Genomic DNA, 14,411 nt, shown 5'->3' with positions numbered 1-14,411 from the left:
TCCGGGGTGATGGCCGGCCCTGTCCGCGGCCCGCTCTACAGCCCCGCTCCGCCGAACGAGGGAGAACCCCTTCCATGCCTGCCGACCGCACGCCCGCCGGGCGCCGACGCCCGGCACGGTCCGCCGCCGTGGTCCTCGCCGCGGCGTTCGCCGCCGGGTCGACCGCCGCCGCGCCGCCGACGGCCGCCTTCGCGCAGGAGCCGGTCTGCGCCTCCGCGTCGCACCCCGACGTCGCGCGACGGCTCGACGAACGGATCCGTCAACGGGCAGGGGAAAGGGAGGGGACGATCTCCGTGGGGGTCTTCGCGTACGGCGGCGACCTCACCTGCGGGCTCGCCCCCGACGCGGAGTTCGACGCGGCCAGCGTCGGCAAGGTCGTCGTCCTCGGCGCGCTGCTGCGCACCGCCATGGACGAGGACCGGGAGCTCACCGCCGAGGAGAAGGACCTGGCGACCGACATGATCACCGTCTCCGACAACGACGCGGCCACGGAGCTGCGCGACCGGATCGGCCCCGAGCGCGTCCAGCGCTTCCTCGACCTGGCGGGCATGGACGCCACGGAACCGGACCCCGAGGGCTACGTCGGCCTGATGGGGATCACCGTCTCCGACCAGCTCACCCTGCTCCGCCTGCTGCGCACGGACAACGACGTGCTCGGCCAGGAGGAGCGCGACTTCGCGCGCGGCCTCATGGGCGACGTGACCGGGGAACAGCGCTGGGGCGTGTCCTCGGGCGCGCCCGCCGACGCCGAGGTGTACCTCAAGAACGGCTGGCTGCCCCACACCGACACGAACCTCTGGCGGGTGCACAGCGTCGGCGGCTTCCGTAACACCCCGGTCGGCGACTACGACGTCGTGGTCCTGACCGACGACAACGACGGAATGCGCTACGGGGTGGACACCGTCGAGTCCGTGGCGGCCGAGGTGCACTCCGCCCTCACCGGCCAGGACGTCCGGGCAGGGGTGCCGCCGACCGGGCTGACGCGGTCCCTCTCCCACGGCTCCGACGGCTCCGACGGTTCGGGCCGCGCCTGAGCCCGGAGCCCGTTCCCCCCCAGGGGAGGGGCACGGTGCGCGTGTCCGGCTCGGGCGGCTCGGGAGTTCGGGCGGCTCGCAGGGCGATGTCCGGAGCCTCCTCCGGACGGAATCCGGGCACGTCACCGCATGGGGACGCCGGAGGCCACAATGGAAGGCATGTCGCAGCGCAGAACCCGCCACCGCACGTCCCCGCCAGGCCCCGCGACCGACCCCGAGGCGCCCTGCCCCTGCGGCGGCCCCGCGGCCTACCGGGACTGCTGCGGCCGCCTGCACAGCGGCCGGGCCGCGGCGTCCACCGCAGAACAGCTCATGCGCTCGCGCTACAGCGCCTTCGCCGTCGGCGACCGCGACCACCTCCTGCGGACCTGGCACCCGAGCACCAGGCCGCGGCGCCTGGACCTGGACCCCGGCACCGAGTGGGTGCGCCTGGAGATCCTGTCCACCACCGGGGGCACCCCGTTCCACAACGAGGGCACGGTCGCCTTCCGCGCGTCGTACCGCGAGGGCGCCCGTGAGGAGGCGCTCGTCGAGAACAGCCGCTTCGTCCGCCACGAGGGCGCCTGGGTCTACCTCGACGCGCTCGCGGACTGAGGGCGCTCCGGACGGTGTGGTGCACGGCGAACAGCGTGAGGTGCGGGCGAGGTCACACTCTGTCCCCCCGACACGATAGGAAGGGAGCGCGCAACCGACCGAACGCACCCACACGGACACGGAGCCCCACATGACTCCCCAACCTCCCGGCCCCCTGGAACAGGGCGAGATCCTCCAGGACCTCGCCGGGCGACTGGTCGCGGTCGTCCCGCAGGGCTGGCAGCAGCTCACCTATCTGGCCAGGGTGATCGGCGCCCACCGCAGCGACATGCTCGCCGTCCAGGAGGCGGACGGCCAGGTCCGGCAGCTGGAGGTGCCCGAGGGTGTCGGCGACCTGGTTGACGCGCTCAAGCGCTCCGGGTTCCAGGAGGGCGGGGGCACCTGGCTCTCCGTGATCCTCTCGGTCCACCACTCGCACCAGTTCAACGTCGAGTACAACCACGACACCGAGCCCGACCTGCCGCCCGGCACGAGCCCGCTCGTCTACGCCCAGGAGTTGGAGCGCTTCCCTCGCTCGCACGACCGGATCCCCGACTGGCTCGGCGCCCGGCTGGAGCAGGCGCGCGAACTGGAGCCCGAGCGGATACGCGAGGAGTTCGGCGCGGCCCTGGTGCGGGCGTGCGAGCGGGAGGGGCTGCGCGCCGACTTCCTGCCGCCGACCGGCCTGCGCGTGTTCGGCTCCGGGGGCACGGTCCTCATGGAGGCCGACATGAGGGACACCTTCGACCAGGCCGCCATCGCCACGGACGAGCAGCGGACCGACCTGGCCGCCCACTTCGCGGGCTTCGTGGCCCGCGCCGCGCGGGAGCGGGAACAGGCCGCCGGTGCGCCCAACGCGGGCCCCGCCGACGGCGCCCCGGCAGCCGACCCGGTCGGCGCCCCCTCCCCGGCGGACCCCGCCGACACGGTGGCCTCCTCCCTGGCCGCGGCCTTCGCCGAGGCCGGGGTGAGCGCCGCCTTCCAGGGCGCCGACACGCTCGTCGTGACACTGCCCGACGGCAACCACGCCAGCGCCGACATCAGCGGACTGCGCGACGCCCTGAACGGGGCCACCTCCGAGCAGATCGCGCACAACACCGCCCAGTTCGCGCGCACGTCCGTCGAACAGCTGAGCCAGGCCACCGGGCAGGGCGGCGGCGACACCGACGGCCGGCTGCGGGCGCGCCTCTACCCCGCCTCCGCGTTTCCCGAGGGGGTGCTGGACTCCCTCCTGACCCGCGAGATCGCCCCCGGGCTGTGGCAGACCGTCGTCGTGGACGCCCCCGACTCGCTGCGGCCGCTGCCCCGGCAGGTGCACGAGCGCTCCGGCCGCCCCGACGGCGAGGTCTTCGCCGAGGCCGTGGCCGCCTCCGTTGCCGAGACCGTCGAGGTCAGCGAACACGAGGTCAACGGGGCGCACATCGTGCACATCGGCGGCCAGCACCCCTACGTGGCGGCGCACGTGCACGCCCTCGACCGCTACCTCGGCGACCTGCCGCACGGCGCCCTCGTGGCCTTCCCCGTCCCCGAGGTGCTCCTCGCCCACCCCCTGGGGCAGGGCCACCCGATCGCGGCGATGGACCACATGCAGCAGATCGCCGAGCGGTTCACCGCCGACGGCGACAAGCCCGTCAGCGCCCAGCTCTACTGGTGGCACCCCGGTTCGCGCTCGCGCGAGCAGGGCACGCCGCCCGACCTGCGTCCCGTGGGGGCCAGGATCGACCACGAGAACAGGTCGGTCTCGCTGTTGACCTCCGACGAGGAGTTCGGGCCCATGCTCAACTCCCTGGCCGGGTAGCTGGACAGGCAGACCGGGGGAGCCGCCGCGTCGGCGGCTCCCCCGACGCCCCTCCGCGCCCGAGGCGTCGCTCCGCCGCCAGAAAGGACAGGTCCCCTCATGCCCGACGCTCCGTCCCGCGTGCTCGCGGCCCTCAGCGGCGCGGTCCTCGCGGTCGGGCTGTGCGCCTGCGCCCCCGAGGCCCCCGAGACCCCGCCCGAGCAGCCCGTCGACCGGGTCCTCCTCTCACCCACCACCGATCCCAGCACCTCCCAGACCGTGACCTGGCGCGCCGCCGGGGCAGAGGAGGCCTTCCTGGAGATCGGTCCCGAGGACGGCTCCGCGGAACCCACCCGGGTCCGGGGACAGGCCACGGGAGGAGAGGAGCCCGGCTCCACCTTCGCGGCCACGGCCACCGTCTTGGAACCGGACACCGCCTACCGCTACCGGATCGTCGCGGGTGTCGGAGACGGCGATGCCAGCGGAGGCGGCGACGGTGGCGAGGGCGGTGAGGGCAGCGACACAGGAGGAGCGGTGAGCGACTGGCGCACCTTCACCACCGCCGCCGAGGGGGCAGAGCCCTTCGGCTTCCTGTACTTCGGCGACATCCAGAACGACATCACCGCCGAGGCCGCCCCCGTCATCAGGGCCGGACTGGAGGCCGCACCCGACGCCGAGCTGGCCGTGCACTCCGGCGACCTGGTCGACTCGGCCAACAGCGGCTCCGAGTGGGACGAGTGGTTCGCCGCCTTCGGCCCGGCCACCGGGAGCATGAACCACGTGGCCACGCCCGGCAACCACGAGTACGACGACGGGCTGAGCGAACACTGGGTCCCGCAGTTCCCCGGTGCGGGCAACGGTCCCGACCAGGGCGCCGACCTGGCCGAGACGGCCTACCACACCGACTACCAGGGCGTGCGGTTCGTGGTGCTCAACTCCAACTACCGCGAGGTGCCCCGGGACGAGGCCGGGCGGTGGCTGGACACGCAGCGGCGGTGGCTGGAGCGGGTGCTGGCCGACAACCCCCACGAATGGACCGTGGTCACCTTCCACCACCCGGTCTTCTCCGCCGACCCCGACCGCGACAACGAGCCGCTGCGCGAGGCGTGGCTGCCGGTGCTGGAGGAGTACGACGTGGACCTGGTCCTCCAGGGACACGACCACTCCTACACCCGCGGCAACATGACCGAGCACCGGACCGGCGACCCCGACACGCACACCGGCCCGGTCCACGTGGTCGCGGTGACCGGACCCAAGACCTACGACGCGGCCGAGGACAACTGGACCGACAACGGCGCCGAGGTGCGCGTGCAGCGCACCGACACCCAGACCTTCCAGACGGTCTCGGTGGACGGCGACACCCTGGAGTACCGGTCCCGCACAGCCGAAGGCCGGGTCGTGGACTCCTTCACCATCGTCAAGGACGGGGACGGCAGGCGCGTCACCGACGGCTCCTGACCCGCCGTTCCCACCGCACGCGCCTGCTGGACGGCGGGTGTGTCTCCCGACTACGGCCTGGGGAACAGCAGAGGGGCTGGGCCGCGGACGGCTGCCAGCGCGGTTCGACGCTCCGGATCCGCCGCGCCTACGGGGCCGCGGCGCTCGCGGCGGTCGGGGGAGCGCTCCGGCCCGGCGGCTCGTTCCTGTTCGAGACCCGAGGGCAGGCCCGGCCTACCTGGCCGGCGGGCCCTGACACGGAGTCAGGAAACGCCGCGGAAGAAGGTGCGGATGTCGTCCGCGAGCAGCTCCGCCTCCTCCATCGCGGGGAAGTGACCGCCCTCGGTGAACTCGCTCCAGTGGCCGATCGCCTTCCACGGGTCCACCGCGCGGCGCATGAGCGGGTGGGTGTCGAACACGGCCCATCCGGACGGCACGCCGGAGGCCATGACCAGGTCGATTCCGGAGTGCTCGGACTCGTAGTAGAACTGCGCGCTCGACGCGCCGCTGCGGGTGAACCAGTACAGGCTGATGTTCGTGAGGAGCTGGTCGCGGTCGACCGTCTCGTCCGGCGTCCGGTAGGCGCCGTCGGTCCTGGTCTTGAACTTCTCGGCGATCCACGCGAGCTGACCGACCGGCGAGTCGGTGAGCGCCGCGCCGATCGTGTCGGGGCGGTGGTCCTGCATCGCCAGGTACCCGCGCTCGGCCGCGGCCTCGGTGCGCACCGCCTCGATCTGGGCCGTCTCGTCATCGGACAGACCGTCGGGGTAGGGGAACTTGTCGCCGAGCAACCCGAGCCACCGGGGATCGCTGCCGATGTGCGTGCCGATGACGCGCTCCGGGTGGAGCGCCGCGAGGCGGCCGGTGGTGCCCGCACCGATGTCGGTGCCGTGGGCCGCGAACCTCTCGTAACCGAGACGCGTCATGATCTCGGCGTAGGCCTCCGTCGTCCGCGCCAGCTCCCAGCCGGTCCCTGACAGCGGGGTGGAGAACCCGAAGCCGGGCAGCGACGGGATGACCACGTGGAACTCGTCGGTCAGCAGCGGAACGAGTCTCTGGTACTCGACGAACGAGCCCGGCCAGCCGTGGTTCAGGACCAGCGGGGTGGCCCCCGGGTTCGTCGATCGCGCGTGGACGACGTGGAACGTCTGGCCGTTGACGACCGTCGTGAACTGTTCGTACTCGTTGAGCCTCTCCTCCTGCGCACGCCAGTCGAACCCGTCGCGCCAGTACTCGGCGAGCTCCTTCAGGTACACCAGCGGGATGCCGCGGCTGAAGTCGGTGCGATCGTTCCGGCCAGGCACGGGGACCGGCCAGCGCGTGTGTGCCAGCCGGTTACGCAGGTCGTCGATGTCGGCCTGCGGGATGTCGATGCGAAACGGTGTGAGTGCGTTGTTCTCGTCCATGACACCGACGTTTTCAGGCAATGCGGCAGATGAGCTTCCGCGATTGCCGAAATGATGGGGAACATGTTGGAGACCTCGGCCCGCCTGCTCGAACTGCTGTCATTGCTCCAGCTCAGGCGCGACTGGACGAGCTCCGAGCTCGCCGGCCGGCTCGGTGTGAGCACGAGGACCGTGCGCACCGACATCGGCAGACTGCGGTCGCTCGGCTATCCCGTGGACGCGCGCCCCGGTGTCGCGGGCGGGTACCGGCTGGCCGCCGGGACGGCGATGCCCCCGCTGCTGCTCGACGACGACGAGGCCGTCGCCGTCGCGGTCGGACTGGGTACGGTCGCTACCCAGAGGCTCGGCGTCGAGGAGACGTCGCTCACCGCGCTCGCGAAGCTGGAGCAGGTGCTGCCCTCGCGCCTGCGTCGGCGCGTCGAGGCGGTACGCGAGGCGACGAGCGTCGTTCCAGGGGCTGAACCGCCGCTCGACCTCTCGGTTCTCGGCGCGGTCGCTGCCGCGATCCGCGGACACGAACGGCTCCGGTTCGGATACACCAAACCCGGAGGCAGCGAAGGGACCCGCCACACCGAACCGCGACGGCTGGTGAGCTGGGGACCGCTCTGGTACCTGCTCGCGTGGGATCTCGACCGTGACGACTGGCGGATCTTCCGCGTCGACCGCATGGTCTCGCACGCACCGACGGGTGCGCGCTTCCAGCCGCGCGTGATCCCGGGGGACGATGCCGTCGAGTACGTCGTCGGACGCGTCAGCAAGGCGACCTGGAAGTACCGCGCCCGGGTGTTCGTGCACGCTCCCGCCGCCGAGGTCGCCGCGAAGATCCCCGTCCCGGTCGATATCGAGGTGGTCGACGAGTCCACGTGCCGTGTCGAGCTGGGTTCCGACGACCCGGACCGGCTCGCGCTGTGGATGACACAGCTCGACGTCGACATCGAGGTGATCGACGGAGACGAGCTCGCGGCGGCGTTCGACCGCCTCGCGACGAGGTTGCGCCGCGCGGCGGGTGGCGCGTCCACGACGTGAGTCCCGGCAGTCGGTCATTCGACGACGTCGTCGAGGACCGGCGGCCGGTGTCCGGGGCCTTCGAGCACCTTGCCGTCGGCCCGGCGCGGGACCCGGCCGTCCGCGCCCCGCCTGCTCATGTCGGACCGGTGGACCTCGGGTGGTTTCCAGGACCTGTTGCGATGCCCCTGTGCAAAGGAGCGGGCCGGTGCTCCCCGCGGCCGCTAGGAGGAGGTCTCCCACCGCCCGGCGACCAGGTCGACGGCCTGGTCGGCCAGCTCCTCGCCCCACCCCTGGAACTCCAGCAGGGCCTCCCGGAACCGCGCCACCTTCTGGAAGAGCTCCCCGTACCGCCTCTGCTCCTCCACGGGCAGCACCGGAAGCCGCATCCGGGACGGATCGATCCTCAGATGCCCCCGCATGCTGCTGCTCACCCGGGTGATGTTCTGGCTCTCCCCGGAGCTGCTGACGAACCCCGCCAGGAACCACGGGTCGACCGCGCCCGGGTTCGTGCGCACCACGTACAGGCCGCCGCCCGGGTAGGCGCCCGCGTCGTCCCCGGTCGCCACCCGCGCGGCGGGCCTCGGCGCCAACGCCGGGATGAGGACGTCGCCCTCCTGGATCGGGGGATTGCGCATCGGGTCGGCGTCCACCTCCTCGGTGCGCGAGGCCCCCGCCCCCCGTGCCACGTCCTCACCGGTGACCACCCTGGCGCTGGTGCGCGGGCCCGCCTCCTCCGCCGAACGCCGGGGGAGGGGCCGCCGGATCGTCACCGACCCGGCCCGGGCCAGCTCGCCCAGCGTGACCACCCCGACCGCCTCGCCGCCGGGCTCATCCCCAGGCGCCTCGGGCAGGAGCGTGCGCAGTGTGCGCAGCGCGCCCTCCAGGCGCGTGCGCCGCTCGGCGAACAGGTCCAGGTCCCCCGCCGCGGCGCGCGGAACCGGAAGGCGCGTGCGGGGGGTCAGGTCCACGTCCTCGTCCAGCAGGTCGACCACCTCCAGCGTCCGCGCCACCCCCGGATGCTCGGCGAAACCCTCCGGGTCGGCCAGGTACTCCCGCCAGAGCCGGTCGATCCGACCGAGGACCTCGCCCGGCGCGGAGGCCTGCCCGGGCTCGTGCGGGGCGGTGTCCACGAGCAGCACGGGAGCGGGGACCGCGTCCCGTTCCGGGCGGCGCAGCACCCACAGCTGGAGGGGGACGGCGTAGTGGGCCGCGAACCCGGGCGGGAGCGAGACCACCGCGCGGAAGGCGCCCGCGCGCAGCAGCGACCGGCGGATGCGCCGACCCGAGGGTCGCTGGGCGGCGCCCGGGGGCATCAGCACGACCGCTGAGCCGCCCGGACGTACCAGGGACAGGCAGTGCTGGACCCAGGCCAGGTCGGACTCCAGGCGCGGGGGGACCCCGTGGGTCCACCGGGGGTCCTCCCCGAGTTCCTCATGGCCCCAGTTGCGCTCACCGAACGGCGGCGCGCACACGACCGCGTCGGCGCCGTCCGCGCCGTCCGGTGCGGTCGGGGCGAACGCGGGGAGGCGCAGCGCGTCGGCCGCCCGCAGGTCCGTGCCTCCGGTCAGGGCCCCGGCGAAGGCCAGCCGAAGGGCGGCCAGCCACACCGAGGCGGCGTCCCGGTCCTGTCCCAGAAGGGCGCGCCGACCGCCGCGCGCGGCGGCGAGCAGCAGCCCGCCCCGCCCGCACGCGGGGTCGGCCACGGTGCCGGTGAGGCCGTCCCCGTTCCCGGCACTGTCCCCCTCCGCGGCCGCGGTGTCCTCGGAACCGGTTCCGGCGTCCCCGGTAGCCCCGGCTCGCTCGCCCCCGCTGTCTTCGGGGTCGGTTCCGGCGTTCCCGACTCCGACTCCGGCCAGACCCACCATGAGGTCGGCCAACTCGGGCGGGACCGTGTGCGAGCCGGAGGGGGAGCGCTGGTCCAGGCGGCTGAGCAGGTGTTCGAAGGCGGTTCGCGGATCGCTCTCCCGCGCGGCGCGCACCGCCGCGTCGGCCAGCGGCGCCAGCTGGGCGCCCGGAACGGGTTCGGGGCGCCGCTCGACCAGACCGGTCAGACCCGCGCCTTCCAGGAGATCCTCGAAGTTCCGCCACGCGCGCCCCGCCAGCGCGGATCCGACCTGTTCCCCGACTTCCCCGGAGCCGCGCTCCCCGATACCGGGCTCCCCGGTGTCGCGTCCCCCGGAACCGGGGTCGCGGCTCAGGTGCCACAGCAGCACCCCGGCCTGGACGAGCACCGCGTCGACGGGGACGGAGGCGCGCAGGGAGTCGAGCGCCTGCCACAGGCGCTGGTCGGGGTCGATGCTCGGGACCTGGCGGTGGGTGGACAGCCACTCCTCCACCTGCCCCAGGTCGAACCGGGGGCTGCGGTCGGTGCCCCCCACCGGCCTGGGGAAGTCGTCGTGGCGGCGCCGCCAGTTGCTCACCGCCGTCGGCTTCACGCCCGCGATCCTGGCGATGTCGGCCGAGCTCACCTCCACCTCACCGGTGCCCATGGCTTCCCCACCCGTTCGGGACGACAGCAGACCGGTCACGACTATACACACGCGCCTGGTGAAAACCCTGTTCGTGGGCTTCTGGTCTGGTGGTCCGTGGTGGTTGGGCGCCTTCACAGAAGAAGGGGTGTACGCGGGGGAGGAGCGGGTAGCCGTGTCCAGTATCCGGTGGGATGGGCGCGATGTCCCGAGCGTGTCGGCGTTCTGGCGCCGCGAAGCCTCCGAAGCGGACCGGACGGGCGACCTGTGGGGGAAGTGGGCGGATGCTGGAATGGTGGGAGGCCGCACTCCGGCTCGGCTGCGCGTTCGGACTGGGCGCGCTGGTCGGCGTCGAACGCCAGTGGCGGGCCCGCATGGCGGGCCTGCGCACCAACGCGCTCGTCGCCGTGGGGTCGGCGCTGTTCGTCCTGCTGGCCGCCTACGCCGTCGACGAGGTCAGCCCCACGCGTGTCGCGGCCCAGGTGGTGTCGGGCATCGGCTTCCTCGGCGCGGGCGTCATCCTGCGCGACGGCATCAACATCCGCGGCATCAACACGGCCGCGACGATCTGGTGCGCCGCCGCCGTGGGCGTCCTGGCCGGAAGCGGCGTCTACCTGGTCGCGGCGATGGGCGCGGTGGCGGTGGTGGCCGCCAACGTCCTGCTGCGCCCGGTGGCCCGGCGGTTGCAGAAGAGCTCTCCCGTCAACTCCAAGGACAGCGAGACCGTCTACCGGGTCCGGGTCGTGTGCACGGACGCCCACGACCCCCACGTACGGGCCCTGCTGCTCCAGGCGCTGTCCGAGACCGAGTTCACACTGCGCTCCCTGGACTGCCGCCACCTTGACGAGGACGAGGACCTGGTGTCCGTGTACGCCGACATCTTCGCGGCCGGACACCAGGACGAGGCCGTGGAGCAGCTGGTCAGGAGGCTCAGCCTGGAACCGGAGGTCTCGTCCGTGCGCTGGCAGGAGTTGGACGACGAGGCGGAGTGAGGGCGGCTCTGGCGGCTCCCGGCGGGAACTCCGTGCGGGGCGCCCCGCTCAGGGAGCGCACCTCCCCCTCACCGATCCTCGTGCGGGTCGTCGAGGGACGTGTCCGGTTCGACGCCGAGGGCCGGAGCCACGAGCTGGAACCGGGAGGGAGGGCGCGCGTGGCCGCGTCCGTGCCCCACGCGGTCACCCCCCCGTCGGCACGGCCCAGACCCTGGTGACCTTGCTGGACCCCCGCGGCCACGTGCACCACTGACCGCCCCCCCACAGGGGAGTCAGCGATCAGAGCAGTCCCTGCACCGCTTCGAGGCGAGCAGCGAGACGTCGCCCTCGGTGGCCTGTAGGGGGTGATCCGCACTGATCCGCAGCCACTCCTCGGCGGCGGCCTCGGATATCCACCCCCAGCCGGAGTGCTCTCCGGAGCGAATGCGGGGCTCGTCGTTGTGGCCGCAACCGGGGCGGTGGGCCATGCGGGTCGGCGAGACCAGGATGGCGTTCGGGCCGAACGGTGGAGTGTCCATGGGGCACATGATGCTTTCCCCCACCGACAACCGGCAGGGGCCAAGGTCCCCACTGGCCGGGTGGCCGGAGGTCACCGGTTCGGGAGACGGGCCGCCTGTTGTTCCAGCGGCTTCTAGCCTGGTGGACATGAACGAGCACGTCTCCTCCACCTCTCCAGCCGGTGACGACGGATCCCTGACGGCCGCGCTCCGGGAACTGGACCTGCCCGATCGCGTCCTGAAGGAGCTGGCCGCCCACCCCGACGACACCGGCGAGGTCCTCATGGACTCCGCCGTGGAACTGCGCCGTGCGGGGCGCGACGACCAGGCCCGCCGCCTGCTGGAGACCGTGTGCGAGCACCCTCCCGCATCGGAGGTCGGCCAGTACGCCTCCGTCGAACTGGCCGACCTCCTGCGAAAGAGCCAGGATCCGCGGGACAGGGCCGAGGCGGACCGGATCACCTCCGAGCTGCTGCGCCCCGGACACCTGGGAGAGGGGCCCGCCGACCTGCTCGGTGAGGACCTACGGGAGCTGGAACGCTGGGAGGAGGCGCTGCACTGCTTCAACATCGCCGCCCGGCGACTGCTCGCCGAGCCGCCGGAGGAACTCGCGGGGGCGGACGACCTCTCCCTGTCCCCGCTCGTCAACCGCCTGCTGGCGCGGATGAAGCTGGGCCTGCCGCACGACGGCCACGACGAGGTGGCCCTGGTCGTGGCCCAACGGCAGGCGGAGGGCGCGCTGGGACTGCCCTACGAAGAGGAGGGCTGGCCGGAGGAGGAGGGGCCGGGCCGGGAGGTGGAGACGCTCTACTCCCGCGAGGCCTTCGACGCGGCCCGTGCCCGGGGACTGCTCTCGGGGGAGGCCGCCGAGCACGACGCCGACGCCTACTACCGCGCCGCCGAACGGAGCCTGCGGGAGCGGGACCGAGAACACCCCGGAACGCCGCGGAGCGTGGTGCTGCACGGTGTGGAGGAGGTCGCGGAGTTCGCCGAACGCTCCGGCCAGGATCCGGTGAGCAGCGACACCGCTCTTGACTGGGTGGAGCTGGAGCTCAGTGCGGACGACCCGAGGCTGCGGTCGTGGCCGCCCGGTCGCAACGAGCCCTGCTGGTGCGGATCGGGGCGCAAGTACAAGAAGTGCTGCGGGTCACCATCCAACCGGTGACCCGCGCCACCTTCGACGCCGATACTGATCCCCGGAACAGGGGACAGCCCCCGGTGGCGGTGACGTGGAGCCCACAGTGGCACGCGCCGTCTCTGGGATCCCCTCGGATTCGCCGCTCCGGCGACCGGTGTGCGCTCCCGCCGCGCTTGACGACCGACCAGGCCTGTGGACAACCACGGACAGGGCACGGGTTCTCTGCCACCATCGGTGGGATGGAACTCCGGTCTCACCACGTTCGTGCGCTCGTCGGCTCCGCGGAGGCGCGGGCCGTGGAGCTGTGCGTGCGCGGCGGTGCGGTCACGGCCGTGTACCGTCCCGTCGCGGAACAGGGCAGACTACGTGCGGGCGGCAGGGTGCTCGGTTCGCGTCTGGGGCTCTACCAGGTGCTTCAGGCGCTTCCCCTGGGGGAGTGGGTTCCGGTCGACGCCTTGACCGAACGCGAACAGCGCATCCTCCCCGCACTTCCCGCGTGGACGCGATCACGCAGGAGCGGGCGGGTTCTTCGGATCGCGGACACCCCCGTGCGGCTGGACCTGCTCGTCACCCGGGGGGAGGGACGGCTCGACGCACTCGACCGGGCCTGCGTGCTCGGCCCCGTCGCGCCACGCACGGCCGTGTGTCCACCGCTCGGTGAGGACCGGGAGCGGGCGTGCTGGGAGGCGGACTTCTACGGGGTTGGGCTGGCGGAGCTCGACGGCGATGGGGTGAGGGTTCTGGTGAAGCCCCGCACGGAGGTTCCCGAGTCCGCCGCAGCGCTCCACTGGCGCCTCGCCGAGCGCGTTCACCGGGCCGTGGAGGAGCGAAACCCCTCGTCCCTGTTCCCCGCCCAGTAGCCCAGCGCGTCCGAGGCCGTGAACGTGTCCTGCCTGGGGGAGATCGCCCTGTTGTGCCACTCGTATTCGAGATGGGCGCGTTGACACATTCCCCGCCACCGCGCCCTCATGCCCTCGGGGGAGTGCTCGGAACGCAGTTCCCTCCACCACCGGGACCAGAGCGCCATGTTGTGGGCGTGGGCCCCTTCCGTGTCGGAGGTGTCCTGGAAGTCGGTGAGGGGCCTGCCCACCTCACCGTTGTCGCGTGCCTCGCCCCATTCGACGCAGGGCAGGCAGTCACATGGTCGGGATCCCCGCAGCCGTTCGGCGAGGGTGGAGCCGTGGAAGTAGCCCATCAGGGCGGGCATGATGACGTCGGGACTGGACTTCGGACCCGGTCCGCCGCCCTGCTTCCCCGGGGGAACCGCGTGGCGGACCGAGGCGGTGTCGCCGATGGAGGCGAACGCCGCCCCGTGCGCCATCGCGTCCAGTGCGGTCAGATCGGTTCTGAGCAGTGCGGTCTCCGGACAGGTGCGGAGGACCTCCCGCAGTGCCTTCGCCCTTGCTCCCGAGCCCACCGGGTTCCCCCGGTCCCCGAGGATCAGTGCCTTGGGCGCACGCACACGCCGCAGGGAGGTGATCAGGTGCTCGCGGCGGTCGGTGAGCCACCGCGCGTCGACGGGCACCGCGAAGACCGCGCCCCGCATGTCCGTTTCGTTCACCTGTCTGACGGCCTCGTCCAGGGCCCGCCCTCCCGCGTCGTCACACCGCAGGTACCGGGTGGGGGTCAGGACCAGGTCGACGGGGTTCGACGCCAACTGTTCCAGGGTCGCTCCGACGCCGGTTCGGCGGGTGTCGATGCGGAGCTGCCGTTCGAGCGTGAAGGGTTCCCCGGGGGTCGCGTAGAGGTCCTCGTATGCCGAGGGATCCAGGACCACGGGGCAGACAGGACCCGTTCTTCTGGCGAATTCCTTCGCCTTTTCCTGTGCGCGCCCTCCGGAGAACACCACGCCTCCGAATCCGGCGGAAACCCTGTCCAGCGGTGCGTTGGCCGTGCCCTTGACATGCAGCAGGATCCGGCCGCGTACGGCGGCGAGGGGATCGGGTGGGGCGTGACTGACGGATGGGGACGGCCTGGGGGAACGGGGCACCGCTTCACCTCGTGGTTCCGCGTCGGCGTTCGCCTGCTTTCTGCCCGAAGTTCGTTCACCGAATCCCACATGGCCGGTTGAGGCCACCGAA

General features: G+C 72.7%; 12 protein-coding genes. 8 read left to right on the top strand and 4 right to left on the bottom strand.

Annotation, left to right across the window (positions count from 1 at the left end):
* Positions 1-74: 74 nt before the first annotated feature.
* From FYW99_RS13715 to FYW99_RS13700, 4 genes are all read left to right on the top strand, one after another.
* Positions 75-1,034 (top strand): serine hydrolase, encoded by a 960-nt coding sequence (locus FYW99_RS13715; RefSeq protein WP_150252437.1) that lies wholly within the window; start codon positions 75-77, stop codon positions 1,032-1,034.
* Between the two features lie 159 nt (positions 1,035-1,193).
* Entirely contained in the window at positions 1,194-1,628 is a 435-nt protein-coding gene (locus tag FYW99_RS13710; protein WP_150252436.1) for a YchJ family protein, read from the top strand.
* 130 nt (positions 1,629-1,758) lie between these two features.
* On the top strand, positions 1,759-3,405 hold the full coding sequence (locus FYW99_RS13705; protein WP_150252435.1) for a hypothetical protein: 1,647 nt from the start codon (positions 1,759-1,761) through the stop codon (positions 3,403-3,405).
* A 99-nt stretch (positions 3,406-3,504) separates the two neighbouring features.
* On the top strand, positions 3,505-4,842 hold the full coding sequence (locus FYW99_RS13700) for a purple acid phosphatase family protein (protein ID WP_150252434.1): 1,338 nt from the start codon (positions 3,505-3,507) through the stop codon (positions 4,840-4,842).
* A 242-nt stretch (positions 4,843-5,084) separates the two neighbouring features.
* On the opposite strand, the gene FYW99_RS13695 is transcribed toward FYW99_RS13700, so the two are convergent.
* Positions 5,085-6,227, bottom strand: coding sequence for an epoxide hydrolase family protein (locus tag FYW99_RS13695; RefSeq protein ID WP_150252433.1), 1,143 nt, complete (start codon positions 6,225-6,227; stop codon positions 5,085-5,087).
* 63 nt (positions 6,228-6,290) lie between these two features.
* Between FYW99_RS13695 and FYW99_RS13690 the strand changes: the two genes are divergently transcribed.
* Positions 6,291-7,253, top strand: a complete 963-nt coding sequence (locus FYW99_RS13690; protein WP_150252432.1) for a helix-turn-helix transcriptional regulator — start codon at positions 6,291-6,293, stop codon at positions 7,251-7,253.
* A 203-nt stretch (positions 7,254-7,456) separates the two neighbouring features.
* On the opposite strand, the gene FYW99_RS13685 is transcribed toward FYW99_RS13690, so the two are convergent.
* A complete protein-coding gene (locus FYW99_RS13685; protein ID WP_150252431.1) occupies positions 7,457-9,724 on the bottom strand; it encodes an N-6 DNA methylase in 2,268 nt (755 codons plus the stop codon).
* Positions 9,725-9,987: 263 nt separating this feature from the next.
* Here FYW99_RS13685 and FYW99_RS13680 point away from each other — a divergent pair, with 263 nt between their 5' ends.
* Entirely contained in the window at positions 9,988-10,695 is a 708-nt protein-coding gene (locus FYW99_RS13680; RefSeq protein ID WP_150252430.1) for an MgtC/SapB family protein, read from the top strand.
* Positions 10,696-10,967: 272 nt separating this feature from the next.
* Here FYW99_RS13680 and FYW99_RS13670 read toward each other — a convergent pair whose 3' ends face one another.
* Entirely contained in the window at positions 10,968-11,213 is a 246-nt protein-coding gene (locus tag FYW99_RS13670; protein ID WP_150252429.1) for a hypothetical protein, read from the bottom strand.
* 127 nt (positions 11,214-11,340) lie between these two features.
* Here FYW99_RS13670 and FYW99_RS13665 point away from each other — a divergent pair, with 127 nt between their 5' ends.
* Together FYW99_RS13665 and FYW99_RS13660 are read left to right on the top strand one after the other, a co-directional pair.
* Complete coding sequence (locus FYW99_RS13665) at positions 11,341-12,357, top strand: SEC-C metal-binding domain-containing protein (RefSeq protein ID WP_150252428.1); 1,017 nt, start codon at positions 11,341-11,343, stop codon at positions 12,355-12,357.
* A gap of 212 nt (positions 12,358-12,569) precedes the next feature.
* On the top strand, positions 12,570-13,190 hold the full coding sequence (locus tag FYW99_RS13660) for a hypothetical protein (protein WP_150252427.1): 621 nt from the start codon (positions 12,570-12,572) through the stop codon (positions 13,188-13,190).
* Here FYW99_RS13660 and FYW99_RS13655 read toward each other — a convergent pair.
* On the bottom strand, positions 13,139-14,107 hold the full coding sequence (locus tag FYW99_RS13655; RefSeq protein ID WP_150252426.1) for a hypothetical protein: 969 nt from the start codon (positions 14,105-14,107) through the stop codon (positions 13,139-13,141). The two genes, FYW99_RS13660 and FYW99_RS13655, sit on opposite strands and share 52 nt — an antisense overlap.
* Positions 14,108-14,411 lie beyond the last annotated feature (304 nt).

Origin of the sequence: Nocardiopsis deserti, assembly GCF_008638355.1 — a bacterium.
Taxonomy (GTDB): Bacteria; Actinomycetota; Actinomycetes; order Streptosporangiales; family Streptosporangiaceae; genus Nocardiopsis; species Nocardiopsis alborubida.
This window is presented reverse-complemented; position numbering and strand designations above follow the sequence as displayed.